This is a genomic window from Micromonospora sp. U56 (assembly GCF_018070095.1).
Classification (GTDB): Bacteria; Actinomycetota; Actinomycetes; order Mycobacteriales; family Micromonosporaceae; genus Micromonospora; species Micromonospora purpureochromogenes.
The window spans coordinates 1-23,101 of record NZ_JAGPYL010000017.1 but is presented as its reverse complement, the minus strand read 5'-3'; the positions used below and the strand labels follow the sequence as shown (position 1 = coordinate 23,101).

25 protein-coding genes, 1 tRNA gene and 1 pseudogene are annotated in these 23,101 nt (G+C 67.6%); 12 read left to right on the top strand and 15 right to left on the bottom strand.

The genetic code is table 11. The features are described 5' to 3' along the window. Nucleotides 1-514 precede the first annotated feature (514 nt). Complete coding sequence (locus KBX37_RS08970) at nt 515-1,159, top strand: dihydrofolate reductase family protein (protein ID WP_210775444.1); 645 nt, start codon at nt 515-517, stop codon at nt 1,157-1,159. Between the two features lie 305 nt (nt 1,160-1,464). Further along, nucleotides 1,465-1,983: a hypothetical protein gene (locus KBX37_RS08965; RefSeq protein ID WP_210775443.1), complete on the top strand. Its 519-nt coding sequence runs from the start codon at nt 1,465-1,467 to the stop codon at nt 1,981-1,983. 507 nt (nt 1,984-2,490) lie between these two features. Here the strand turns inward: KBX37_RS08965 and KBX37_RS08960 are convergent. Genes KBX37_RS08960 through KBX37_RS08935 form a run of 6 tightly spaced genes read right to left on the bottom strand, consistent with a single transcriptional unit; the run spans nt 2,491 to nt 7,216 of the window. After that, nucleotides 2,491-3,096 (bottom strand): GNAT family N-acetyltransferase, encoded by a 606-nt coding sequence (locus tag KBX37_RS08960; RefSeq protein WP_210775442.1) that lies wholly within the window; start codon nt 3,094-3,096, stop codon nt 2,491-2,493. A 26-nt stretch (nt 3,097-3,122) separates the two neighbouring features. Next, nucleotides 3,123-4,559, bottom strand: coding sequence for a tyrosine-type recombinase/integrase (locus tag KBX37_RS35585; RefSeq protein ID WP_210775441.1), 1,437 nt, complete (start codon nt 4,557-4,559; stop codon nt 3,123-3,125). Then, nucleotides 4,556-4,741, bottom strand: a complete 186-nt coding sequence (locus tag KBX37_RS08950; RefSeq protein ID WP_030329852.1) for an AlpA family transcriptional regulator — start codon at nt 4,739-4,741, stop codon at nt 4,556-4,558. Before KBX37_RS08950 ends, KBX37_RS35585 begins: the two co-directional genes overlap by 4 nt. Continuing rightward, nucleotides 4,738-6,492: a replication initiator gene (locus KBX37_RS08945; protein WP_210775440.1), complete on the bottom strand. Its 1,755-nt coding sequence runs from the start codon at nt 6,490-6,492 to the stop codon at nt 4,738-4,740. Before KBX37_RS08945 ends, KBX37_RS08950 begins: the two co-directional genes overlap by 4 nt. Next, nucleotides 6,489-7,031 (bottom strand): DUF2637 domain-containing protein, encoded by a 543-nt coding sequence (locus KBX37_RS08940; RefSeq protein ID WP_210775439.1) that lies wholly within the window; start codon nt 7,029-7,031, stop codon nt 6,489-6,491. Before KBX37_RS08940 ends, KBX37_RS08945 begins: the two co-directional genes overlap by 4 nt. Continuing rightward, nucleotides 7,028-7,216 carry a hypothetical protein gene (locus KBX37_RS08935; protein WP_210775438.1) on the bottom strand — a complete coding sequence of 63 codons (189 nt, stop codon included), beginning with the start codon at nt 7,214-7,216 and terminating at the stop codon, nt 7,028-7,030. The genes KBX37_RS08940 and KBX37_RS08935 overlap by 4 nt, the downstream gene beginning before the upstream one ends. Between KBX37_RS08935 and KBX37_RS08930 the strand changes: the two genes are divergently transcribed. From KBX37_RS08930 to KBX37_RS08920, 3 genes are all read left to right on the top strand, one after another. After that, nucleotides 7,206-7,532 carry a hypothetical protein gene (locus tag KBX37_RS08930; RefSeq protein WP_247657471.1) on the top strand — a complete coding sequence of 109 codons (327 nt, stop codon included), beginning with the start codon at nt 7,206-7,208 and terminating at the stop codon, nt 7,530-7,532. The genes KBX37_RS08935 and KBX37_RS08930 overlap by 11 nt on opposite strands. A 57-nt stretch (nt 7,533-7,589) precedes the next feature. Beyond that, nucleotides 7,590-7,979 carry a PIN domain-containing protein gene (locus tag KBX37_RS08925; RefSeq protein ID WP_307849009.1) on the top strand — a complete coding sequence of 130 codons (390 nt, stop codon included), beginning with the start codon at nt 7,590-7,592 and terminating at the stop codon, nt 7,977-7,979. 112 nt (nt 7,980-8,091) lie between these two features. After that, nucleotides 8,092-8,541: a hypothetical protein gene (locus KBX37_RS08920; protein WP_210775437.1), complete on the top strand. Its 450-nt coding sequence runs from the start codon at nt 8,092-8,094 to the stop codon at nt 8,539-8,541. 697 nt (nt 8,542-9,238) lie between these two features. Here the strand turns inward: KBX37_RS08920 and KBX37_RS08910 are convergent. Further along, nucleotides 9,239-10,018 (bottom strand): SDR family NAD(P)-dependent oxidoreductase, encoded by a 780-nt coding sequence (locus tag KBX37_RS08910; RefSeq protein ID WP_247657470.1) that lies wholly within the window; start codon nt 10,016-10,018, stop codon nt 9,239-9,241. A 471-nt stretch (nt 10,019-10,489) separates the two neighbouring features. On the opposite strand from KBX37_RS08910, the gene KBX37_RS08905 reads away from it, so the two are divergent. Next, nucleotides 10,490-10,930, top strand: coding sequence for a hypothetical protein (locus tag KBX37_RS08905; protein ID WP_210775435.1), 441 nt, complete (start codon nt 10,490-10,492; stop codon nt 10,928-10,930). Here the strand turns inward: KBX37_RS08905 and KBX37_RS34305 are convergent. The 5 genes and pseudogenes from KBX37_RS34305 to KBX37_RS08885 all read right to left on the bottom strand — a co-directional run bounded on the left by KBX37_RS34305 (nt 10,920) and on the right by KBX37_RS08885 (nt 14,150). Then, on the bottom strand, nt 10,920-11,213 hold the full coding sequence (locus tag KBX37_RS34305) for a hypothetical protein (RefSeq protein WP_247657486.1): 294 nt from the start codon (nt 11,211-11,213) through the stop codon (nt 10,920-10,922). The two genes, KBX37_RS08905 and KBX37_RS34305, sit on opposite strands and share 11 nt — an antisense overlap. Before the next feature lie 200 nt (nt 11,214-11,413). Continuing rightward, nucleotides 11,414-11,698: pseudogene (locus KBX37_RS34300) on the bottom strand (glycosyltransferase); the annotation flags it as partial. Then, nucleotides 11,686-12,318 (bottom strand): GntR family transcriptional regulator, encoded by a 633-nt coding sequence (locus KBX37_RS08895; RefSeq protein WP_247657469.1) that lies wholly within the window; start codon nt 12,316-12,318, stop codon nt 11,686-11,688. The gene KBX37_RS08895 and the pseudogene KBX37_RS34300, both read right to left, overlap by 13 nt. A gap of 662 nt (nt 12,319-12,980) precedes the next feature. Continuing rightward, on the bottom strand, nt 12,981-13,754 hold the full coding sequence (locus KBX37_RS08890) for a DUF6338 family protein (protein ID WP_307849008.1): 774 nt from the start codon (nt 13,752-13,754) through the stop codon (nt 12,981-12,983). A 312-nt stretch (nt 13,755-14,066) separates the two neighbouring features. Next, a tRNA-Tyr gene (locus KBX37_RS08885) sits at nt 14,067-14,150 on the bottom strand. Between the two features lie 148 nt (nt 14,151-14,298). Here KBX37_RS08885 and KBX37_RS08880 point away from each other — a divergent pair. Next, nucleotides 14,299-14,793 (top strand): YajQ family cyclic di-GMP-binding protein, encoded by a 495-nt coding sequence (locus tag KBX37_RS08880; protein ID WP_210775433.1) that lies wholly within the window; start codon nt 14,299-14,301, stop codon nt 14,791-14,793. Between the two features lie 111 nt (nt 14,794-14,904). On the opposite strand, the gene KBX37_RS08875 is transcribed toward KBX37_RS08880, so the two are convergent. Together KBX37_RS08875 and KBX37_RS08870 are read right to left on the bottom strand one after the other, a co-directional pair. Further along, a complete protein-coding gene (locus KBX37_RS08875; protein ID WP_210775432.1) occupies nt 14,905-16,185 on the bottom strand; it encodes an MFS transporter in 1,281 nt (426 codons plus the stop codon). Beyond that, nucleotides 16,182-16,778 (bottom strand): helix-turn-helix transcriptional regulator, encoded by a 597-nt coding sequence (locus KBX37_RS08870; RefSeq protein ID WP_210775431.1) that lies wholly within the window; start codon nt 16,776-16,778, stop codon nt 16,182-16,184. The genes KBX37_RS08875 and KBX37_RS08870 overlap by 4 nt, the downstream gene beginning before the upstream one ends. Before the next feature lie 903 nt (nt 16,779-17,681). Between KBX37_RS08870 and KBX37_RS08865 the strand changes: the two genes are divergently transcribed. Further along, nucleotides 17,682-18,860, top strand: a complete 1,179-nt coding sequence (locus tag KBX37_RS08865) for a low temperature requirement protein A (RefSeq protein ID WP_247657468.1) — start codon at nt 17,682-17,684, stop codon at nt 18,858-18,860. A 110-nt stretch (nt 18,861-18,970) separates the two neighbouring features. Here KBX37_RS08865 and KBX37_RS35915 read toward each other — a convergent pair whose 3' ends face one another. Then, the gene (locus tag KBX37_RS35915) at nt 18,971-19,426 is read right to left on the bottom strand and encodes a hypothetical protein (RefSeq protein ID WP_374103709.1); all 456 of its coding nucleotides are present in this window, start codon (nt 19,424-19,426) and stop codon (nt 18,971-18,973) included. Between KBX37_RS35915 and KBX37_RS08855 the strand changes: the two genes are divergently transcribed. The 4 genes from KBX37_RS08855 to KBX37_RS08840 all read left to right on the top strand — a co-directional run bounded on the left by KBX37_RS08855 (nt 19,319) and on the right by KBX37_RS08840 (nt 22,977). Beyond that, nucleotides 19,319-19,729: a tyrosine-type recombinase/integrase gene (locus tag KBX37_RS08855; RefSeq protein ID WP_374103708.1), complete on the top strand. Its 411-nt coding sequence runs from the start codon at nt 19,319-19,321 to the stop codon at nt 19,727-19,729. The two genes, KBX37_RS35915 and KBX37_RS08855, sit on opposite strands and share 108 nt — an antisense overlap. Before the next feature lie 223 nt (nt 19,730-19,952). After that, on the top strand, nt 19,953-20,309 hold the full coding sequence (locus KBX37_RS08850; protein ID WP_210775428.1) for a hypothetical protein: 357 nt from the start codon (nt 19,953-19,955) through the stop codon (nt 20,307-20,309). Then, complete coding sequence (locus KBX37_RS08845; RefSeq protein WP_247657467.1) at nt 20,266-20,754, top strand: MerR family DNA-binding protein; 489 nt, start codon at nt 20,266-20,268, stop codon at nt 20,752-20,754. Before KBX37_RS08850 ends, KBX37_RS08845 begins: the two co-directional genes overlap by 44 nt. 639 nt (nt 20,755-21,393) lie before the next feature. After that, a complete protein-coding gene (locus tag KBX37_RS08840) occupies nt 21,394-22,977 on the top strand; it encodes a serine/threonine-protein kinase (RefSeq protein WP_210775427.1) in 1,584 nt (527 codons plus the stop codon). The last annotated feature ends 124 nt before the right edge of the window (nt 22,978-23,101 follow it).

Here is a 23,101-nt window from a genome sequence, read left to right as displayed (position 1 = left end):
CGCAGCCACGGCCTGCGGGCGACTCGACGTACATCGCGAACGACGTCGGCGGGCAGGAGCCGCAGCCGCAGCGGGGACGGCGACTCGACGCGGACCTGACCGGCGAGCCCGGCTTCCGGGTCGTGCAGCGCCGTCAGGCCGAGGGTCAACGGCACCATCACGAGCTGGCGGCAGGAACTGGTCCGAGGCCAGCGGACGGGCAACGCTCGCAAGATCCGCGTTCCCGCCATGTTCCCGTAGAGGGCCATGTAGCGCCGGATCGGCCTGGACTCCCGTGGACTCGACGAGAAGACTTCGAGGAATTGGAGGTGCGGGCCTGGATCAAGGCGCACGGCATACCTGCCGAGCCCTGCTGCCGGGCGTCGCAACGACGCTGACCGCGGGACGGGGTGGTGACCGATGCACCGGGCAAGGCGGTGGACAAGTACGAAGCTGGGTGCCGTCGCAGCGATGAATCTGCCGGCGCCCACAGGTCTACCTCCGACCGAGACAACCAACTTATCGGGAGTAAGGCATGGGCCTCATCCACATCGAGCTGTTCGCAACCCTCGACCTCGTCGGGCAGGCGCCCGGCGGCCCCGACGAGGACCCGGCGGGGTTCCCGTTCGGCGGCTGGCAGGCCCCCCTGCTGGACGAGGTCGCCGGGGCGCAGGTCGGTGCCGCGTACGAGGGCACGGACGCCCTCCTGCTCGGCCGGCGGACGTATGACATCTTCGCCGCCTACTGGCCGTACCAGGAGGGCGGCGAGGACAACGAGATCGCCACGCTCTTCAACAGCGTCCCGAAGTACGTGGCCTCCCGCGGCAGGCCCGACCTCTCGTGGGCCGGGTCCACGCAGCTCGGCCCCGATCTGGCCGGCGCGGTGCGCGAGATCCGTGACCGGCACGAACACGTGAAGGTCGTCGGAAGCCTGAACCTGGTGCAGACCCTCCTGCGCAAGAAGCTCTTCGACCATCTCGACCTCTGGGTGCACCCGATCGTGCTCGGCGTCGGGAAGAAGGTGTTCGACGGTGGCGCGGTGCCCACGAACGTCACACTCCTCGAACCGCCGGTAGCCGGTCCGAGGGGCACCGTGTACCTGCGCTACGGGCTCGCCGATGGCACGCCCAGGACGGGGGACATGAGCGCACCCGATCGCGGTGCCGGACGCGACGACTGAAGCCGCCCCGCGCCAGGTGGGTCCGTGTCGTCGGCGATGAATCCGCCAGGTCGGCATTCCGTCACGGCGTCGGCAGTTCGAGGTGCCGACGCCCGTGACGAAGTGCCTCGCCAGAGAGTCGCCGCCGTCACGCAATGGTCTGGCAGGCCCCGTCGCCCTAGCTAGCGCGTTGCGGCGAGGAGTCGCGGCCTGGCGCTCCACCTTGTCCCGGTCCGGGGAAGGCTGGACGGTCTACGACTGCCCGACGAGGAGATCCACTCCCACCGCAAGAGGATGGCGAATGCGTGATGCAGTCAAATGGCCGGGTGACCAAATCGCGAGACCCGGTTTCGAAGCTTCACGACGCTGCCGTGCTCTGGGCGGTCGGCTACGGGAGCGCCCTGGACGTGGTGCGCGCCGCCTGTGATGCCCTGGTCGCCGGAGCGGATGGACCCTCGGTGGCAATGCTTGCTGGTGTATCGGTGCGCCAGGCCGACACCGAGCTGCGTGACCTCCTGCCGGCGGCGTTGGACGAACTCGGTTCGCCGCTCTACGCCGAGAACAGCGAGGAAGCCGAGGTAGCTGCCTTGAAGGTGCTCGCCTCGCGTGCGCTTGCGGGTGATCTCAGCTCTCGGGAACTGGCCGACTGGGCGCACCGTACATTCGGCCACGATCGGCTGCCTCTTGCTGAGCCGTTGGCAGCCCTCGACGATCAGTACGACATGCTGGGATATGGCCCAGTCGGCCCTAGCACGGCGGCGATGGCAGCGCTCGATATCGAGGTCTTGACAGAGGCGCGCCGGATCCTGGAATCCGCCGGCTCCGACCGTGGCGGCAAGGATTGACGGCGCCGGATCGCCCAGGTCGGCACGGCGGGCAACTTGACCTCATGATCCTTCGGTCGCCACGCCGACCCTTGACGACCGACATTCAGACTCGTCCGGCGCGGCGCTCCGGTCCACGACCGCCCGAGCAGGAGATCCACAGGCTTGCCAACGTCCGCACCTCCGACGCCCGGTGCGGCTCGGCCAAGGCTTTGAACGTGGGAGCCAGCTGCGCCGCCATCCCCAACCTCAGGTCCTCCGACGCACGAGCCAGCCTTGCCAGCGTCCGAACGTCCTCTGGCGCCTGAGGCTCACCGGCAGGGTCACCGGTCGAAGTAGCAGCCACAGCAGCCTTCCCCCAGGTGCGCGTGCCAGTTCCGTGCCCGATCGCCCAGTCAGCCGGGAGCAATGGCGGCAAACAGCCGCGCGGAACCACAAAAGCCCCCAACCTGCGAGAACGCAGGTTGGGGGCTTTGTCGTTCCCTGGTGGCGGGTAGAGGACGAACCTCTGAAGCTTTCGCGACGGATTTACAGGGCGTCCGCGATCTTGCACCGATCACCTGCGCTGAGCTGCGGCTTCTCGCCGTCGCCCGACGCTTTCGCGTCCCGGTGCCCACCATCTGCCCACGCCCCGGACGCTGCCCACGGGCGGTCGATCGCGTACATCACCTGACGCGCGTCGAACTCCTCGAACGCGTCTACCCGGACCATGCCGAGGGCCTCCAGGAGGCGAACCGATCGAAGGTTCGCCTCCTGGGTGACAGCGATCAGACGGACGTCGTCCGGGAACCGGTCGAAGGCCAGACCGATGGCCGCCACACACGCTTCCCGGGCGTACCCGCGTCCCCACCACTCCGGCAGGAAGACGTACGACAGCTCCAGGTCCCCCGTCCGGCACCGGCCGAGGTGGCACCAGCCGACGATCTCCCCGGAACACCTCGCCACCATCAGCCCGCCCGTGTGGTCACTCACCCGCCGTTCGGCCACCACCTCGTCAGACACCGGGCCGCCGAGGTAACGCCGCATCACCGGGTCCCGCCACATTCGCTCAAGCACCGGCAGGTCGGACGATCGGACCTCCCGCAGGACGAGACGTTCCGTTCTGGCCAGCGCCTCACCCCGCTTGGTGCTCATCGAGTCATCCTCCACCAGTCCCCCGCTCACCCGAGCGCGCCGCTGATCTTGTCGTTCAAGGTGTCGTCTCCCCCGTCGATGCAGTTGGCGTAGACGCGGAGCAGGACGGCGACGCCGTGGCCCAGGCGCCGGGCGACCTCGGTCGGCGGGACGCCGGCATTCAGCCATAGCGAGGCCGCCGCGTGACGCAGGTCATAGGGACGGCGTACGAGGGGTGCGGCGACCTGCGCCTCGGTGAGCGCCTTTTCTCGCGCGAGCTTCCACCACCGGTCATAGACCGACTCGGAGAGCGGTCCGCCGTGCAGGCCCCGGAAGAACCGGCCGTCCGGGCCGACGCCATGATTCTCGATATGCGCGCACAGCAGCTCGACCTGCCGGGGCGGGATCGAGGCGGTGCGGGTTTCCTGCCGCGCCCGGTGCTTGAGCCCGCGCCGCTCATGCGACCCGCCGTCATCCGTCCAGTGCGAGCCGGCGCGCGGGGCGGTCCCCGCGAGCACCAGGCGGCCCCAGCGGTATTCGATCTTCTCGTGATCGCAGGACGCGGACGACTTGACCGCCGCCAGGTCGTCGAAGTCCGTTCCGCAGTCCAGGCAGCGCCCCGGAAGGTCGCAGTCCTCCCGCCGCAGGTCCGCCGCTTCCGAGGGCCGCATCCCGGCGTAGTAGAGGCAGCCGAAGAAGGCCGTCACCTTGTAGGCGCGTTTGCCGAGAGATTTCACCGCCTCCAGCAGCATGGCGACCTGGGCTGGGTTCGCCACCACCCGACGGTCAATGGACTGCGCGACCTCGGGGGCCGTCCACTGCACCCGGTCGACCGGGTTGGAGTCGATCAGCTCCAGCTCGACCGCGTACCCGAGCGCGTTGTAGAAGGTGGCCCGCTTGCGCTGCACGGTGGAGGCAGCCGCGGGCTTGCCGTCGAGACGTACGCAGAGGCTGTCGAGGACCCGGCGGACCATTGCGGGCGAGTCCAGCTCAACGACCGGGAGCGACGCGGATTCCAGCCAGGCCAGTGCTGCCGCGTGCTCCCCCGGGATCTCGTCGGACCAGCGGCGTGGGTTGAGGCCGTAGAGGTACAGCGCCTCACGGAGCAGGGCGTCAGTCGGTCGGCCCCGCTTTGTCGGCCGGGTCAGGGTGACCGTGATCGAGGTCAGCGCCTCGACGATCGAGCGCCGGGTCTTGGCCGCTGCCCGGGGCCACTTCATCTCGACGTACGCGCGGCTGTGCGCGTACCAGGTGGTGGGGTTCTTGGTTCTGGCCTCGGAGACCGGGCCGCCGGTGGCCGGGTCGAAGGGCTCCCCCGCGTTGGCCGCCTGGACCAGTTCGGCGCGGAACGAGTGCGCCAGCGCCTTGGTACGGAACATGTCCTCGAAGCGTTGGCCGCTCACCGCCCAGCGGACGCGCCACGGCCGAGCTTTCCGGTCAGCGCGTTTACCAATCTCCCAGATCTGGACCTCGTAGCTCTTCACGCGGCGTCCTGCTCCAGGTCGCCGAGCCACCGTCCGAGCGCCGACCGACGGACCCGGAGCTGTCCGTTCGGGAGCTTGATCACCCGTGGCCCCTTGCCGGTCTGCCGCCAGTAGAACCAGGTCGAGCGCGGTACGCGCAGTTCGGCGAGCACTTCCGGCACGGTCAACAACTCCTCGTTCACTGCGTTTCCTCCCCGTCGTGCTGTGCGCTGTGCTGAGTTGCCGAAAGATCTGCGGACTCCTGCGCGGTCCGGTCTTTCGCGGCGAGCAGTTCGGATCGCCAGCGGGCGCGTTCGCTGATCGATCGCATGAGCCGGTGGGTCATCGGGCCGACGTCCGGGTCGTCGGGTCGGGCAAGCTCCCAGGCGTGCCGGACCCGTTCGGTGGTGTCGCCCTGGTCGTCGACGAGCTGGGCGCTGTCGGTGGTGGTGCCGAGCAGTGCCCGTACCCAGGCCCGCGCGTCGTGCTTGTGGTCGGCAAGGGTCTTGCCGGACCAGTCGCGGGAGATGAGGATGCGCCGGCCGCCGATGCCGAGGGTGCCGCGTTGGTGGACCTTGCCCTTGCAGCGGCCGGACTTGAGCTTGGCGTGTGCCTTGCGGGGCTGGACGCCGTAGAGCAGCCAGTTTGAGCACCGGTCGGTGCACGGGGTCAGCTGGAGTTGCTGCCAGAGCCGGTCGAGGTGCTTGCGTTGCCGGTCGGTGGTCGCCTTGTGGCAGTCGCCGGTGTGCTTGGTGATGTATTTCGTGACGTACCGGATGGTCCGTTCGGCGTCCTCGGTGCCGGGCATGACGCCGCGGGCGTCGACCTGGGCGCCGAAGCGGACGACGTGCACAGGCTCGGCGTCCGGGTCGTCGTCGATGGCGTCGAGGGCTGCCGTCCAGGTGGTCAACGGCTCGCGGGAGTCGGGGTCGACCCATGTCGCCGCCTGCTCGTCCCAGACCGGGAGCCGGTCGAGGGTGTAGCGCTGGACGTCGACCGAGGGCCACCACACCTGGTGATAGGTCGCCGCCGCCACGGTGCGGAGCACGTCCCGAGGGATGGTGCCCCGGATGGCGAAGTGGGCGTGCGGGGCGAGACGGCGTTGCGGCTCGACGCAGCCGGCGTACTGGACGTTCCAGCCCTCGCACCGCCGAAGGTTCTGCCAGAACCGGTCGAGAAGCCGGGGGAAGTGCACGGCGTCCCAGGCTGCGCGGCGGTAGTCGTACCTGGCCGGGTTGACGGGGGTGCCGTCGGGGCGGACCGGGCCGTACGAGTCGAGTGTGAGGGTGAGCCACATCGACGGTTGGTAGGTGGAGCCGTCCGGGGCGGTGTAGGTCTTGCCGACGGTGCGGCCCTCGACCTTGCGCCGGGGCAGCTCGGGGGCATCTTGGCGCCGCTTGGTGGAGCGCTTGCGCCGTGGGCCGGGCTCCTCGTCCTGGTCCCCATCGTCGGTGACGTGGGGTGGCCCGACGCGTCCGCGCAGGCCCTCAGCGGCGATGGCTTCCTCGACCTCGCGGATCGCCTCGTCGAGGTCGGTCACCTGGTCCCACTGGGCAGCGCGTACGGCCTCGTCGCGGGAGAACTCCAGGTGTGCGCGGAAGAGGATCAGGGACTTCTGTGCTTCGGTCGCGGGTTCCGGGCCGGGTAGTGGCTCGTCGTCGCGGTGCCAGCCCTCGCGGATCTGGGCTTGCCGTAGCCGGCGGTTCTTCTTGGCGCACGGCGGGCACTTGTCCTCACGGGTCGCGCCGCAGGGCAGGTCAATGACCTCGGTAAGGCCGGTGTCCAGGTCGGTGCGGCGCATGGCGAGCGGGCGGACGCAGACGCCGTACTCGATGGCGATGTCTTTGAGGACGTCGATCGAGCGGGGTAGCGCCATGCGGGCCGCCCGTGACCCCGGCCGAGGAGCGACCGGGGCCGGGGCGGGTTCGAGGCTGGGCAGGGTCGGAGCCGTCATCGGATGATCCCGACGACCTGGGGCCGGTCGGGTCGGGCGGCGCCGATCGGAGGCAGCACCGCGGCTGATGCCGGCGGCATCACCGGAGCCGGCGGCGCGGGTTCGACGGGCTGCGGCTCGTCGTACCAACCGCTTTGCGGCTGATCGGGCTCCGGTGCCGGTGGGGTGGTGGGTTCGCTGGACAGGACGACCTTCACCAGGGCGAGGAACGCCAGCGACGGCACGGCCGCGACGATCCAGCCCCAGACGGAGGGTTCGGCTTCGGCGACCTGGGCGGCAAGGGAGAGCAGCGCGAACGCGATCAGGAGCACGCCGACCAGGCCGACGGGGCGATTGACACGGCGGCGGGCGCGGATCTCTAGGCCGAGGTAGATGGCCATCAGCTCGACCGCTACGGCGTTGGCCCAGCCGATCCAGTCGGGTTGGCCGTGGGCGACGGTCAGGTCGTGGACGTGGGTGAAGGCGGCGGCGCCGGCCATGGTGCCGATGGCGAGCAGGATCAGCACCCGAACGCCGGACTCGGCACGTTCGCGGATCATCGGCCGCCCCTGTTGTCGCGGACGGTCAGGGTGATGCAGATCTGCTGACCGTTGAGGTCACGGCGGCGGTTGACCATGTGCGCCAGGCCGTGCAGGGCACCGGCGAGTCGGTCCGGGGAGCCGTTGAGTTCGATGTGCAGCGGCTTGAGGCGGTGAGTGCCGAGGAAGAAGCTCTTGAGGGACATCGGTTACCTCCGGGCCGGGGCGACGCGGGTACGGATGTGCTCGGGTGGCTCGCCGAGGGAGGCCACCGCTTCGGAGAGGCAGCGCCACAGCGCCCACGCCTCGCAGACGGACGAGATCCGTGCGGCTCTCGGAAAGCGTGTCGAAGTCGGCGGCCGTCTCGCCCGCGACATCGAGGATCGGCCCGTCAGCGTCAAGATGCGGTCGCTGGAGGTGCTTCACGAAGCGCCCGTCACCGACCTGATCGGACTCGACCGCGACTTCACGGGCGGCGTGGACCCGATGGACTACCTGAGGGAGATCCGTGGCGCGTCCTGACAACCCCTCCTCGGTCTACCTCGACTCGGACACCATCATCTATGCCATCACCGAAAAATCCGGGTACGAACCCGTGGCCGCGGTGCTGCGCCTCGCAGAGGCGAAAAGCTTGAGGTATTCATCTCCGATCTGTCTTTCGTTGAAGCGCGGGGATGGAGCAATACCGATCCTTACCCGCCGGATCTCGACCGGAAATGCCGAAACGCGCTGGACAGCAACAGCTTGGTACGGATGGAATTCTCACGGCGGATCGCCCTTCGGGCTCGTGGGTACGCCCACACGTATCGATTGGGCAACTACGACGCGATCCACCTCGCATCGGCGGTGGAGGCCAGTGCCGATGTGCTGATGACTTGGGATAAGAAGCTCCTGCGCGCAAGGTACGTCGACGGGGTATGGATCGAGGAGCCGTACGAGATTGGCGCCCCAGGGCTTTTCCCAGCCTGAGCCGACCGAGCGTCTCACTCTTCCGAAACGAAGTGGGCCGGCTGGATCGTTGAACCAGTCAGAGGACAGGCAAGGCAAGGTGGCTACGCGGTAGCGAAGACCGACTCGGGGTATGTCGACGGCTATGCCAGGTCACGTTAGAGCAGTGGATGAGGAACACTCACGGCCGGCGGGTGTCGATGACACAACTGTCGAGGCGTTGGGCGAGTTGAGTAAGGCCCTGGAGACAATCCACCGGGTGCGCGGTCACCTGTACTCGGCGCACCAGCTAGTCGGTGGCGCGGATCTCACCCTTGACCGGGTGGTGAAGCTGCTCCGCGAGGCCGGGCACGACGAGATGGCCGACCGGGTCGAGCACGAGCTGTTGGGGCGCAACGTGCTACCCGGCCGGTGGACGTTCCAGATCGTGGAGGAGTTCGACGACGGCTACTACGCCGCGTTCCAGGAGATCGAGCGGGACGCGCGGGAGAAGCTAGCCGGCGGTCGGCGGCACATCTTCGAGGCGGAGATGAAGGAACGGCGCCGTACCCACGGGATGCCGGGGCACGAAGCTACGCCGTAGCGACCGCCGAAGCCGTTCGGAATCATCGAGGCCAAGGCGTTGGCTCGGGCGTCGATGATCCTCATCCGTGCCTGGTACTCGGCCGGTTCCCGGTGCGCGGCCTGGCTGGTCACCTGACCGGGCCACTTGCGGTAGAGCAAGCCGTACTCCCGGGTGAAGTAACCCGCAGTGACCGCGTTGGCGGCGAGCAGGAGGCCGGTGTCCTCGGAGGCGGGCAGCGCCATCCAGCCGCCTAGTGCGAAGACGAGATGACGAGGGCCGGTCCCTGACGGGGCCGGCCCTCCGTTTGTGCTGCTCAAGCGAGGGGAGGATACGAGATTCGAACGTAAACATTCACGGCCACTCCATTGGGTAGCCGTCGGTGACGTGGTGTGACTGGCGGGTTAGCCGGGTGTCCAGGCTGGTGGTGTCCAGGGCCGGCCGGTCAGGGCGTCACGGATGGCGGTCATGACATCAGCGTCGTGCTTCTTGGCGGTGGAGATGTAGCCGGCGGTGGCGTACCGGTCGGCGGTGACGTCTTCGCTGGTGAGCCGTCCGGAGATCTTCTGCTGGGTCTTGGCGGGCAGAGATCACGTTCGGCCTGGTTGGAGGTGGGTGGGATGCGCAGGTCGGTGACGAACCGCAGGATGTCGTCCTGTCGGTCGCGGAGGTCTTCCAGCAGCCCGGCACCTGCTGGACGATCGGGCAAGCACGTGCGTTACAACAGTTCCAGGCCGCCGTCGACGGTCAGGATTTGCCCGGTCACCCAGTCGGCGTCCGGTCCGGCTAGGTGGACGATCCACCGGGCGATGTCCTCTGGTGTGCCGCGCCGGCGCAGCGGAATCGTTTCGATCTGGGCGGCGGCGATCGCTTCTTTTTCTGCCGGTGTGAAACCGGCTGCAGTGATGACCTCGCTCTCGGTCGGTCCGGGGGCGACGGCGTTGACGCGGATTCCGTCCGGCGCTAGTTCGAGGGCCCATGATTGAGTCAGATGTTCCAGAGCCGCCTTCACCGCGCCGTAGTGTGATGATCCAGGGATAGGGCGGTGCCCGTAGGTGCTGGAGATGTTCACGACGCTTCCCCGGCTCGCCTTGAGCAGCGGAAGCGCTGCCCTCGTGAGGCGGGTCGGCGCGACGATGTGGATTGTGATGAGGTCGGAAACCGCGTCGTCGGAGACTTCCTGTAGTGGCGCCTGGAGGTAGGTCCCGGCGTTGTTTACTACCACGTCGAGCCGACCCCAGCGTTCAACCGCCGTACGGACGACTTCGTCCGGAGCGGTCGGTTCACGAAGGTCCGCGGTGACGTAGTCGATCAGGGAGTGCTGCTTCGCGGTGCGACGAAGCGCCTCCTCACGCCGGCCGACTCCCAGGACCCGAATTCCCGAAGACGCAAGTTCCAGAGCAGTGGCCGCACCAATTCCGGATCCTGCGCCGGTCACAATGGCGACTTTAGGTGACGATTGCGTCGACGTCATTGGTCCGCCGTCATTGACTGTCATTTTGATCTCCTTCTCAGAAGCTGCAACGTCGCAGCTCCGTCTCTTGCATCCTACCAGCATCCCGGCGACCGGCTTTACGATCCCGGAAAGATGTTCGCCGACCTTAAGGAACTCTTGGAGCTAGCTCACCACTCTGCTACGGGTGGCAGTTTCGAACCCTTGACCAGGGTAATTCAGTACTGCCCGCCACAGTGGGTCATCACCTCCACACACTTGATTTCAACAGATCCGGGATACGCTATTCCGATTCTCCGCATCAACGAGCCACGATGGCACGAACGCATGGCCGAAAAGTCGTGGCTAGAATACAATTCATTTGCCTCCGCCACCGCCAAGGCTCTATTCGAAGCCGGGAATCTTGAAGTAAGGCCGCCGAGATCAAAAGAAGATCCGCCCTTTTAGGCGCCTAATCGGCAGCAATCTCCATTGCCCGACGGTTAGCTCAACCCGCTAGGGGGTACTAACAACCCCATGGGGGTAAACTATCATGAAGGCCCTGACAAGCAGCACTCGCGGCCGAGTGGACTAGATGACATCACAGTTGAGGCTTTAGGGGAATTAAGCAAGGCGCTGGAGACGATCCACCGAGTGCGGGGGCACCTGTACTCGGCACACCAGCTCGTCGGCGGCGCGGATCTCACCCTTGACCGAGTGGTGAAGCTGCTCCGCGAGGCTGGGCACGACGAGACCGCCGACCGGGTAGAGCACGAGCTGTTGGGGCGCAATGTGCTACCCGGGCGATGGACGTTCCAGATCATGGAGGAGTTCGACGACGGCTACTACGCAGCGTTCCAGGAAGTCGAGCGGGACGCGCGGGAGAAGCTGGCCGGCGGGCGGCGGCACATCTACGAAGCGGAGATGAAGGAACGTCGGCGTACCCACGGGATGCCGGGGCACGAGGCTACGCCGTAGCGCTACCGGCGAGACCGTGCGGCAACATCGAGGCCAGGGCATTCGCTCTGGCCTCGATGATCCTAATCCGCGCCTGGTACTCGGCCGGTTCCCGGTGCGCGGCCTGGCTGGTGACCTGGCCGGGCCACTTGCGGTAGAGCAGGCCGTACTCCCGGGTGAAGTAGCCCTCGCTGACAGCGTTGGCGGCGAGCAGGAGGCCGGTGTCCTCGGAGGCGGGCAGCGCCATCCAGCCGCCCAGGGCGAAGACGACATCCCGCCGGAGGCACAGGGTGGCCGGGTGCACGCGGATGCCCGGTAGTCGTTCGCCTGCCAGAACGACAGGACCGCACCGCGGTCGATGACCCCGCCGGCGGGGTCCTTGTCCCACCCGGCGGTCGACCCGTCGGGCAGCAGATCGAGTACCCGTGAGGTGGTCCAGCCGATCTGCGGGTGCGCGTGGAACGCGGCGATGTCCCGGGCGAGCGCGCCGGGGGTCAGCTGGTCGTCGGCGTCCAGGACCTTGATGAGTTGCCCGGAGACTCGGGAAAGAGCGAGGGTACGGGCAACACCAGGCCCACCGGGACGGCCGGTGCCCAGACTGATCCGGGGATCATCGGGCAGCGCGTCAACCAGGGCGCCGGTCTGCCCGTCCTCCTGGACGAGCCATTCCCAGTCCCACCCGTCAGGCATCTCCTGCTTGGCCAACGATTCATAGGCGCCAGCCAGGTGCTCGATGCTGGGCGCGTGGACCGGGGTGATGACCGAGACGAGCTGCGTCAAGTTTTCCACCGCTGGAGTTTGTGGGAGTAGACAAGCTCGGTGCGGTCGCCCGGCATCACCACGTCGGCGACCTCGACGACTCGGCCAGTGGTGTCGGTCGAGGTCTTTCGCACGGTGAGCACGGAGACGCCCGGGTCGATGTCCAGCAGCTCGGCCTCATCGGGCGACGGCGGGCGAGCGCGAATCTCGTCGTCGATCCGGTCCAGCTCGATGCCAAGCGTGTAGAGCTGATGCTGCGTGCCGCCCGGCCACGGCTCCTTGCCCGCGTCGAGCAGGTCCGGATTCGCGGCCACGAGGTCGTACGGCAGGTAGGAGTACGACACGGTCAGCGGCGCGTTCTCGTGCCGCGAGGACGTCCAGTAGACCCGGCGAAGCAGCGACGTACCCGGCTCGACCTGCAAGGCCGCCGCCATCTCCGTATCAGCCTGCACCTGGGAGTACTCGGCGTGGAACTTCAGATCGTCGACGGTCAGGCCGGTGTCGTGCTCGGTGGCACCGGTCTTCACCCGCTCGTCCTCGTCGAGCAGGACGCGATCCTTCTCCCACTGGTACCGCTCGGTGTTGCGACGGCGTACCCGCTGGCGGGGTGCCCGCACGTAGGTGCCGCGCCCCTGCTCGGCGCGGACCAAGCCCCATTCCCAGAGAGCCCGGGCTTTCCTCGCAGCTGGCCACGCGTCTGCAGGCCGAGGCGATGCGGGTGGGCCACGAGTCGGTGGCGACCGCACTCACCTACTTGTTTGGTCGGATGAGCTGTGCCGTATGCGGTGCCACGTTCAGCGTTGCGGACGAGTTGACCGGCAATTCTCCCCGATGAACGCAGGCATCCTCATTTGTCGCGGACCGTGAGGGCCTCCGCGACTCCTCTTGAGGATCATGTCGGGCATCAGGTGGGACGCGAGCGCTGTCAAGCATGTCCCGCGACAGGACAACGGGCACGGTGAACCCACTGCCGAATTGGCCTCTTCTGAATCAAGGCGGCCCGCAAGCGGGCCGCGCCGGCCCGGCCCCGGCCTGCTGGCGACCTCCGGCCGGCATCGGCCGGGCCGGCCGGCCACGCTTGGGACGAACAGGACCTGGAAGACCCTCGGGGCTCCGCCCCGAACCCCGACCCTCCTCAGAGATGCCGCCACAGATCCCCTCGCCGGGCACCACAAGGGCTACCAGCCTCCCCGGACGGGGACCAGGTCGTTCCGTCCGGTAGGGCGCTCCACCTGGACCCCGTCCGGGGATGCTGGACGGTCTACGACTGCCCGACGAGGAGATCCGCTAGCCGAACCGGTAGCTCAGACTTTCATCGCCTGAACTGCCACCACCGGCGGGCGTTGTCGCCGTCCTTCGATTCAGGGCCCACCCATGCCTCATCCACTTCCTCGCCCTGCTCGAAGTGCTTCACGTCCAGGCGCACGATGCGACGAGCCGAGATCACCGAGAATTGGGCATCAACTCGACCTGTCACCCCCTCCTTGGAGGTTAAGGAGATTGGGGCGGACAGCAAGATCTCCCGGTCCTGAGTCTCCTCAGGCACTGGGCTGAAGGAATACAGCCTGCCTTGTACGTAGCTGCCGTCGTCCATGTGAGCACCCACGAAGATGCGCCCGGCGCCCTCCTCGTCGTACATATGCATGACCTTGTACCAGGCAGATCTGGTGTCGATACTGCCGCCGTTTGAGCCCGTCAACGAGCCCAACACCCGGCTGAACCCGAGCGTCTTGCTTAGTTCGAGGACGCGAGGGTGAGCAGCAGCCACGCCGATCACGACCGCGCTGGCAAGGAGAGCGAAGGACCACCAAGCAACGCTGACATGGTGCTCTCGGGCGTAGCTGGCCGGATCCCTGACCAGCTCGCGAACGTTCAGGGTGTGATTCGGAATTAACGCCCGTAGACCCGTATGGAACAGGGCGACGGCGGCCAGGCAGGCGACGCTGGCGAAAACCACCGTGAGCGACTCGCGGAAGGGCGAGAAGATACCCCTCGGGGTCGTCCGCTCTCGAAGCAGAACGTAGGCAAAGCCGGGTGCAAGCAGTGCGACGAACAGCACCAACCCGACGAGGCTGGACGGGACCACCCCGACTGCCTCCGCTACTTCGTCTTCTTCGACCCGGACTTACCGGACGCCTGCGCCTCAGGGCTCAGTTTTGTGGACCGCGGAGGCTTCTGGGCCGAAGACACCGTCTCCTGCCGAAACTCGCCGCTCGGCGTACTGACGTGCCGCTTGCCACTCGACTTGTCGCTGCCCTTTGCCATGTTGGTCCTCCAGGGACTCGTGCCCGCTGCGTGCCCGATGGACCGGGCAACCAAGGGCAACCAAGGTCAACTGCAACAAAGACAACGAAGGCCCCTAACTTGCGTTTCCGCAGGTCAGGGGCCTTGCCATCCCTGGTGGCGGGTAGAGGATTCGAACCTCTGAAGCTTTCGCGACGGATTTACAGTCCGCTCCCATTGGCCGCTCGGGCAACCCGCCAGGGCAGACCACCGCACTCGCGCGCGGCAGCGACGCCCAGGATAGCGGTTGCCCCCGGGGCCGTCGCAACCGGGTACGGTCAGGGGGTCGTGCCGCTGGTCAGCGGACGACGGTACGTGACAGACCGCCGGACAGCAGGAGCATGAGCATGGCAGCGAACCCGTCCTTCGACATCGTGAGCAAGGTCGATCGCCAGGAGGTCGACAACGCCCTCCGTCAGGCGGAGAAGGAGCTCGCGCAGCGGTTCGACTTCCGCGGCACCGGCGCGGAGATCTCCTGGTCGGGCGAGGAGGCGATCAGCCTCCAGGCGGAGACAGAGGAGCGGGTCAGCGCCGCGCTGGACGTCTTCAAGGAGAAGTTGATCAAGCGGAACATCTCGCTGAAGTCGCTGGACGCCGGCGACCCGCGCTCCTCGGGCAAGGTCTTCAAGATCGACTGCAAGGTGATCCAGGGCATCGACTCGGACAAGGCCAAGGCGATCAGCAAGAAGATCCGCGACGAGGGCCCGAAGGGCGTCCAGGCCCAGATCCAGGGTGACCAACTGCGCGTCACCGGCAAGAAGAAGGACGACCTGCAGGCCGTCATCGCGCTGCTCAAGGGCGAGGACTTCGGCGTGGCGCTGCAGTTCACCAACTACAGGTAAGGACTAGCCAGCTCGGCCGCTTAAACCCATCATCACCCTGTTTACTTGGGCATTTCGCGTCGCCAGTAGTCGTCCCACATCGACCTTTGACGGCCTGGCGACGGCTTGGACCTAGTGCTCGTTGACCATTTTCGGGGCCGGCGTGGGGTCGTCGATGGTCGCGATACGGCGTACTGGTGAGGCGAGCAGCCAGAGCGCTGCGAGAACTCCTCCAGCGCCGGCGATGATCAGGGTGGGGCGTAGGCCAATGGTCGTGCCGAGCCAGCCACCGACCACTGCACCGACCGGCCGGATGCCGTAGTTGACGGCGCTGTACGCGCCAGCTCTGCGCCCCCGAGCCTCGTCCGGAGTGACCTTTGCGATGAGCGCATTGAGGTTGACGTCCATGAGCATGACTCCGATGCCAGAGATCAGTTCAACGACGGCGAGCACCGCAATCTTGGCCCAGGTCGGTCCGCCGGCCAGGGCCATCAGGGCCAGTGGCGCGGGAAACAGGATGGCGCCGATGATCGCGGTACGTCCCACCCCGAACGCTCGCGAGACACGTGGCGCCAGGGCTGCGCCACCTAGTGCGCCGATGGCACCGACACCGAAGGCGAGGCCGATGGCGCCCGCCGACAGGTCAAGCTCGCGACTGGCGTACAACACCAGTAGCGCGTTGGCGATGAACGTGAAGAAGTTCACGGTGCTGGTGCAACCGAGCGCGGCGCGTAGCACCGGGTGATGCAGCACCAGCGCGAGGCCCTCACGGACCAGGGCAATGGTCGATGACCGGCTCGGCGGTGGTGGGACCTCGGTCACCGGGATACGGCCGATCACCAGCGCGGAACCCAGGAACGACACGGCGTCTACGATGACCGCGACCGGAGCGGTCAGCGCCTGCACGAGCGCGCCTCCGACGGCGGGGCCGGCAACGGATGAGCCGGCCCGGCTCAGGCTCAACCTGCTCGTCGCGTCGATGTAGGCCGACGGCGGCACGAGCACCACGAAGAACGACTGGTACGCCATGCCGAACAGCACCGCCCCGGCGCCGGTGAGCAGTGCAACGACGTAGAGCTGGGTCAGGGTAACCGCGTCGAGCAGGTAGGCCACGGGAAGACTGAGCAGCACAGCAGCCCGGGCCAGGTCAGCGGCGATGAGCAAGCGGCGTTTGTGGGTGCGCCGATCCACCCAGGCCCCGACGAACATCCCGAGTAGGTACGGCAACCAGATCAGCGCGGTGAGAACGCTGACCTGGCGGGGCGTCGCGGCCAGCACCGTGACAGCGATCAGCGGCAGGGCCAGTTCAGTGATCCGGTCCCCGAACTGCGAGATCGTTTCGCCGAGCCAGAATGCGCGGAACCGTCGGTTGCCCCGCAGGGACGACGTTGGCGCGGCGGTCGCGGCGGTCATGCCGGGGACGATTCATCAGCGCCGGGCTCAGGCATGACGTATCGCAGCGTCCGTACGCCACGAGCACCGGCAGGTGACTCGTGATCCTTGCGTTGGACGTACGGGGCGATGAGTTCCTCAACGGCGTCCTCAATCTGGCGGAGTTCCTCGGCGGTTACCACGATGCGGGTGTCGGCCATGCCGGCTAGCCGCCGCCACTGGGTATCTAGTCGGGGCTCGTCCTGTAACAGCCACTGCTGGGGAAGCTCGGCGTACTGCGCGAACCTCTCGCCTTGCAGTTGACGTGCTGCGCTCTGGCCCTCGGCATCGTCGGGCAGATTGAAGCGGAAGCCCTTCGCTGCGGCCTGCCACCAGCGCTCCCGTTTGCTGCTCGCACCATCCCAGCCCTTGATCAGGCCAAACGACGCGAGGTGCCGCAGATGCCAGCTCACGACTGAGGGTGTGGCGCCTACGTGGGGTGATAGCTGGGTCGCCGTGGAGGGGCCGTGCCGCTGGAGGTGGTCCAGGATGGCCAGCCGGACTGGGTGGGCCAGCGCCCGCAGCGCTTGCGGGTCGGTGATCTCGAAGTCCCCGTAGCGATTCGTGAGAGACATGTCTCGAAAGTACTCTCTCAGGTCTGGCATGGGCAACTGGGCATGCATGCCGTCCTCGCTCGACGGACGCATCGACCTTCTGCATCCCGTCTGCCATCGACCCGCCCTCCCGGGGAGCGGGCGGCCGCCCGGCCCGCCACGTCAAGCGGACCTTGACCGCTCGCTCGGACGCTGGCGGGTCGGGCGGCGGTCTGCTCGGCTTTGCCGGGTCGAGGGCAGGCGGGATGGCTACCGCAACCACCCACGGCCTCGCAGCCGCCGACGATCTTCGGCCATCCTGGAGCCGGAGCGCCCCCGCCGGAGGCGCAGTGACCACAACCCCGCGACCGTCGCAAGCTCGCCGACGCGGCCGGCGTCCGCTCCCCTACGCCGCGCGGGCTCGTGGCCGCGCGGCCCGGCCGGCTGCCGGCCCACCACTCGGTCAACGATCCGGTCGTCCTGCGGCGGCCCACCGGGCTACCCATTCCCGCGCCAGCCGCCGGGCATCACGCGTGACGGCCGCAGAGCGACAGCGGCAGCGGCCGGCGCGCGCCCAGGCGGCGGCGCATGCGGCCCGTCAAGGGCCGCCTTGAAGACGTACAGAAACTTTGCACAACATCGCCGGCAGCCCGCCGGCAGTCGACATCGCCGGCAGCCGGCTGTCGGGGCTCAGGACCTGCGTCACGGATCGGTATCAGGACCTGGGCTCCGCCACCTGTAGCAGCGGCCCGACGCCGTGGTCGACGAGCTGATCCGGACCGGCGGTGACGGGTAGAAGGAAGAGCTGGCCGCCTGGACCGAAAGCCGCCCGTGTAACGCGGGCCGCCCGTTTCCAGGCCAGGACCGCATATCCGAATTCACCGGCGCTGCCGCGTGGTACGAATGCTTCAAGCCTGGGACAAAGCGGGCAGAACGGGCGAGCTGATGACGACGACGAGCGGCGCCAAGATGCTGCGAACGCCCGAGGAGACGCGGACAAACTTTCTGGAGCTGTTCGTCGACCTGGTGTTTGTCGTCGCGCTCGTCCAGCTCTCGCACGGGCTGATCGAGGAACTTACGTGGAGCGGCGCCTTCCAGACGCTGGTGCTGCTGTTGGCCATGTGGTGGATCTGGACCACGACAGCGTGGACAACCAACTTGTACGACACGCAACGGCTGGCGATCCAGCTGCTGGTCACCGCGACCATGCTCGGCAGCCTGGTGATGGTGGTCGCGCTGCCCGATGCGTTCGGCGAGCGAGGTCTGGTCTTCGCAGGCGGGTACGTCGCCATCCACATCGGCCGCCAACTCTTCCTCGTCCTCGCCCTGCGTGGCCACGAGTTGCAGCGCAGGAGCGCCCGGGAGCTGTTCTGGTTCGGTGTGTCGGCGGTGCCGTGGATCGCTGGGGCGGCCGCGCACGGTGCGGCGCGTGGGGCGCTGTGGACGCTGGCGGTGGCCGTGGACTACGTGGCGCTCCCAATCCGCTGGCCCACACCGGGGCTGGGTCGCTCAACCAAGTCGGATCTCGGCATCCTGGGCGAGCACCTGGCCGACCGCTACCGGCAGTTCTTCATCATCGCGCTCGGCGAGTTGATCCTGGTCACCGCGTCCACCCTCAGTGGCAGCGGCTTCGCGGCTGATCGGACCGCGGCGCTCGTGGTGTCGTTCGCCACCACGGTGCTGTTCTGGCGGATCTACATCTACCGCGCCGGGGAACTGTTGGCCGCGGCTGTCTCCGCGGCCCCGGTCCCGAGCCGCGTCGCCTTGTCGGCGACATACTCCCACCCGATCATGGTGGCCGGCATCGTCGCCACCGCCGTCGGCGTCGAACTCGTCATCGCCCATCCACTCGGACACACGCAACCGGCCTGGGTCGCCGTCATCCTCGGCGGACCCGTGCTGTTCCTGGCCGGGCGCGCCTGGTTCGAACACACGGTATTCAACCGCGTGTCCCGGGATCGGCCGACCGGCGTGCTCGTGCTGGCCGCCCTGGCACCGGCGATGCTGTTCGTGCCGCCGCTGCTCGCCGCCCTCGCCGCCACCGCAGTCCTAGCAGCGATCGCCGTCACCGACGCGGCCCGCGCGCGAGGACGCCCACCCGAGCAGCCGTCACCACCCGGCTAGGCGGAATTGTCACCCACATCCTGAGACGGTCTGTCACGGACGTCCTGAGACCCGACATCGCCGGCAGTCCGGCCGGACTTCCGGGCGACGATCGCCGCCGGTTGCCCGGGTCAGGCGTTGGTCGAAAGAAAGAGGGCTCGTAGCGCAATCGCCCGGGACTCGATGAGCTGCATGCGGAGCTGCCACTCCTCGGTCGCAGTCCAGTCGGCTTGTGCGGTGATCTGGTCGGGGTGCTTCCGGTACAGCAACCCTGGTTCGTCAATGAAGTACCCGGCGGCGATTACTGAGGCTGCGAGCAGTAGTCCGGTGTCCTCGCCGCCGGGTAGCGCCATCCAGCCGCCGAGGGCAAGCGCGAGTTCTCGTCGGATGCACAGCGTTGCTGGGTGCACAGGTATAGCCGGCTCGTCTACGCGCTGCCCAAGGGCCGCAAGACGCGGGACATCCCGCTGCCCGGGTCGGTGGGTGCGGCTCTCACCCGCCACCTGGAGGACTTCCCCCCGGTTCCGGTGACACTGCCATGGGAGATGCCAGGCGGCCCTCCGGTCACCGTCAACCTTGTCGTCCACGGCCGGACCAACGTCGCCATGGACCGCCACACGTTCAACCGGGACTACTGGCACGTTGCCCTGGCGAGCGCGGGCATGCCGCCTTCCCGGGCCACCGGAACGCACGCCCTGCGGCACTTCTACGCCTCGGTCCTACTCGACGCCGGGGAGAGCGTCAAGGCGCTATCGGAGTACCTGGGCCACGCGGATCCCGGATTCACCCTGCGCACCTACACCCACCTCATGCCGACCAGCGAGGACCGCACGCGGCGGGCCGTGGACAAGGTGCTCGGGTCGGCGTCGGACGGCCTGGCGACGGCCTAGCGGCGATCATGGCGGCGTTTTGGCTGCTGGTGGGTGGTTTCTCTGCAGTTCACCAACTACCGGTAAGAGACTCTTCGCGCCGCAGGTCACGCTCTGGGCCACTTGCGCTACCTGCGCAAACCGTCGTCGCCAATGGTCATCATTGGTTGGCCTCTGTCCGACCTCTGACGGCCTGGCGACGGGGCTTGCATCCGGTACCCAGGTACAGGCTTACCGTCGGGGTATGAGCGACCCACATGTCACGACGGATGACTCCTGGGCGCCGGATGCGTGCACCCTGCCGACGCACGAACGGCCGCTGCGGCTCGCCGAGTTCGATCAGTTCTTCCGCGATGCGGTCCAGCGTGTCGACCGGCTGTCGGCACAGCATCTGCGACTGCACTTCGACGGCGCGGAGCAGGTGGAGGAGACAGCGCGGGATCTGACGGACCGTGAATCATCTTGCTGTTCGTTCTTCGCTTTCGACATCGTGCGACCCAGCCCGGACTCGCTGACCCTGGACGTCCGGGTACCGGCGGCACACGTCGACGTCCTCGATGCCCTCGCCGAGCGGGCGACGCCCGTCCGGGGCCGGAAATGACCGGATCGGGGCTCCGCAGCGGCCAACTGGCCGACGCGGCCGGCGTCAACTTGCAGACGCTGCGCTACTACGAGCGCCGGGACTACTTGCCCGTCCCCAGCGGTCGCCGGGCGGGCATCGGCTCTACCCGTCCGACACGGTCACCCTGCTGCGGGTCATCAAGACCGCACAGCGCCTCGGCTTCACCCTCAACGAGGTCGCCGACCTGCTCGGCGCGGGCCGACATCAGCACAGCGGCCACCCCGACGCCGGACTCCAGGCACGGGCGAAGGACAAGCTCGTCGAGGTGGAACGGAAGTTGGCAGACCTGGCCGTCATCCGCGACACCCTGCACGCCGCCATCTCGGCCGGCTGCGACGACCTGGTCGCCTGTGCCAGCAGCTCCTGCTGTCCCCTGCCCTTTGCGGAGCTCGCCGAAACGAACGAACGTGCCGAGACCTGCTGACCCGCTGCGCCGCCTTCTCCCCACCAGCATGACCGGACTCGCAGGAGCCGCCCGCGCCGCCTGCTGCATCCTGCCGCCGCTGCTGGCAGCCGGGATTCTCGACGTACGAAACGACTCAGGTGTAACGCCCGTCCCGTCTCCCACGCCGATGGGAAGGGTGGTGTAGGCGCGGCGCGGTGGAGGTCAGCGTCAGCGACCCGCCCAGACCAGCCTCGGACCCCCGGCCGGTACGCCCTAGGGAGTTGTCATGGCCCAGTCAGCACACCACACGTCGTCCGCTCGGTGGCCCCACGTCAACGTTTCCAATGCCACGCCCTCGACCTCGCACGGATGGAACTCGCCGACTCGCCCTGTCCCCGTCCTGTCGAGGCGCTGGGATCCGTGGTGGTCGTATGCCATGTTTGGGGGAATCATCCTTGTGGTCGGATCCATTGCTCTCGGCGTGGTGCTGTTGAGCCGATGAAGCGACACACTTCTCTCCTCAGAAGAGTCGACGCCGGTTACCAGACTCTCGCCGCTGGGCTGGCACAACTCGTGCAGGTCCTGCCCAGTCGCTGATCCGCCCTGCTGGTCGAGCCGGCGCCGCACGGACACGTCGGGTCTTGTTTCGTCCGGTGCCCGCCTGGGCACCGCTACGTCATGGACACCGGGCATCTGCTCAACGGCCGGTACCGGCTGGTGGACCGCCTGGGTGCGGGCGGCATGTCGGTCGTCTGGCGGGCCCACGACGAGGTGCTCGGACGGGACGTCGCGGTCAAGATGCTCTCGCCGGAGCTGGCCGCCGACCCGCAGCTACTGCAGCGTGTCCGGCTGGAAGCTCGTTCGGCGGCGCGGTTGCGCCACCCGAACATCGTGGAGGTCTACGACTACGGCGAGGCGGCCGACGGCGCCGGACGTCGGCTGCCCTATGTCGTCATGGAGGTCGTTGAGGGCCGCTCGCTGGCACAACTGCTGACCGGCGGTGCGCTGCCGTGGCGACTGGCCGTGCTGATCTGTGCCCAGGTCGCCGCCGCGCTGGCGGCCGCCCATGACCGCGGCGTCGTTCATCGGGATGTCAAACCCGGCAACGTGATGGTGACCGCGGCAGGGGCCAAGTTGGTGGACTTCGGGCTCTCGGCCGCTTCCGGCGACGCGGATGGTTCGGCCGGACCGTTGCTCGGTACACCGGCCTACCTGGCTCCCGAACGGCTGCAGAAAGGGTTGGTGCAGCCGGCGACGGACGTGTATGCGCTGGGTCTGTTGCTCTATCGGGCACTGGCCGGGAATCTGCCGTGGCACGCCTCCAGCACCACCCAGATGCTGGTCGCGCACCGCTATCAGGAGCCAGCCGCCTTGCCGCCCATCGAGGAACTCCCGCCCGAGGTGACGGAGTTGTGTCGGCGGTGCCTTGGCAAGGAGCCTGCCCAACGGCCAGACGCGGCCGAGGTTGCCATGGTCCTCAGCGACGTTGCTGGGCTCTCGGCCGCCACGCTCGTGCTGTCCCAACAGGAGGCCACGGCCGAGGCAGGTCCGCCGAAGGTCGCTGTACCGGGCCGGACGACCGGTGGTGCCGGCAACCTGACCAAGATCGCGGTCGGGCTGCTGACACCAGGCCCGTACGAGCAGCTTTTAGCCCGCTGGCGACAACTGTTGCCGAGCAGACGTCGCCAGATCGCGGCCACTGGCGCTGTCGCCCTGCTGTTCCCGGGCGTATTCGCTGCCGCTTGGCTGAATCACACAGCAGGTCAGGGAGAGGATCAGGGCGTGGTTGGCACGCCCAGTGCCGTCGCCGGGATGGGCGAGCGTAAACCGGAGTGCGGTGTCCGGTACACGGTCCGGCGGGCCGTCAACGGCCGTTTCTCCAGCACTGTCAGCATCTCGAACACCGGAACCACGGCCATCAACACCTGGCGGCTGACCTTCGACCTTCCAGGCGAGCAGCGGCTTCTGCGCGGCTCTCCAGGTGCATGGAAACAGAAGGGCCGTTCGGTGGAGGTACGGGGCGATGCACTGCCTGCGAAGAAGTCCTTCACCGCTCGCTTGGACGGGACTTACCGAGAGGTGAACTCCCTTCCCACCATCTTCACGATCAACGGGACCGTCTGCCGGTCGAATTTCTCCGTCGCCGGTCAGACCGTCCGGCCCGTCCCGCCCCCGAGTGAGGGTAACGACGACGAGAAGAAGGACGAGGAGAAGGACGAGGAGAAGGACGAGGAAAAAGACGAGGAAAAAGACGACCACTAGGGCCTGTGTCGAAGTCGGCTGCGGGTGCAGGAGTGAGGAAGTTTCGGCGTGGCGGTGACCGATAAATAGTGAGGTCTCCGGTAGATGGTTCATCGACGAAGAAGACCATCAGCACGGAGACCTC

What these genes read in the sequence shown, in the direction of transcription:
- KBX37_RS08970 (WP_210775444.1), top strand. Translation starts at nt 515, where the DNA reads ATGGGCCTCATCCACATCGAGCTGTTCGCAACCCTCGACCTCGTCGGG.
- KBX37_RS08960 (WP_210775442.1), bottom strand. Translation starts at nt 3,096, where the DNA reads ATGAGCACCAAGCGGGGTGAGGCGCTGGCCAGAACGGAACGTCTCGTC.
- KBX37_RS08945 (WP_210775440.1), bottom strand. Translation starts at nt 6,492, where the DNA reads ATGACGGCTCCGACCCTGCCCAGCCTCGAACCCGCCCCGGCCCCGGTC.
- KBX37_RS08940 (WP_210775439.1), bottom strand. Translation starts at nt 7,031, where the DNA reads ATGATCCGCGAACGTGCCGAGTCCGGCGTTCGGGTGCTGATCCTGCTC.
- KBX37_RS08935 (WP_210775438.1), bottom strand. Translation starts at nt 7,216, where the DNA reads ATGTCCCTCAAGAGCTTCTTCCTCGGCACTCACCGCCTCAAGCCGCTG.
- KBX37_RS08920 (WP_210775437.1), top strand. Translation starts at nt 8,092, where the DNA reads ATGTCGACGGCTATGCCAGGTCACGTTAGAGCAGTGGATGAGGAACAC.
- KBX37_RS08910 (WP_247657470.1), bottom strand. Translation starts at nt 10,018, where the DNA reads ATGACAGTCAATGACGGCGGACCAATGACGTCGACGCAATCGTCACCT.
- KBX37_RS08905 (WP_210775435.1), top strand. Translation starts at nt 10,490, where the DNA reads ATGGGGGTAAACTATCATGAAGGCCCTGACAAGCAGCACTCGCGGCCG.
- KBX37_RS08880 (WP_210775433.1), top strand. Translation starts at nt 14,299, where the DNA reads ATGGCAGCGAACCCGTCCTTCGACATCGTGAGCAAGGTCGATCGCCAG.
- KBX37_RS08875 (WP_210775432.1), bottom strand. Translation starts at nt 16,185, where the DNA reads ATGACCGCCGCGACCGCCGCGCCAACGTCGTCCCTGCGGGGCAACCGA.
- KBX37_RS08870 (WP_210775431.1), bottom strand. Translation starts at nt 16,778, where the DNA reads ATGTCTCTCACGAATCGCTACGGGGACTTCGAGATCACCGACCCGCAA.
- KBX37_RS08865 (WP_247657468.1), top strand. Translation starts at nt 17,682, where the DNA reads ATGACGACGACGAGCGGCGCCAAGATGCTGCGAACGCCCGAGGAGACG.
- KBX37_RS08850 (WP_210775428.1), top strand. Translation starts at nt 19,953, where the DNA reads ATGAGCGACCCACATGTCACGACGGATGACTCCTGGGCGCCGGATGCG.
- KBX37_RS08845 (WP_247657467.1), top strand. Translation starts at nt 20,266, where the DNA reads ATGCCCTCGCCGAGCGGGCGACGCCCGTCCGGGGCCGGAAATGACCGG.
- KBX37_RS08840 (WP_210775427.1), top strand. Translation starts at nt 21,394, where the DNA reads ATGGACACCGGGCATCTGCTCAACGGCCGGTACCGGCTGGTGGACCGC.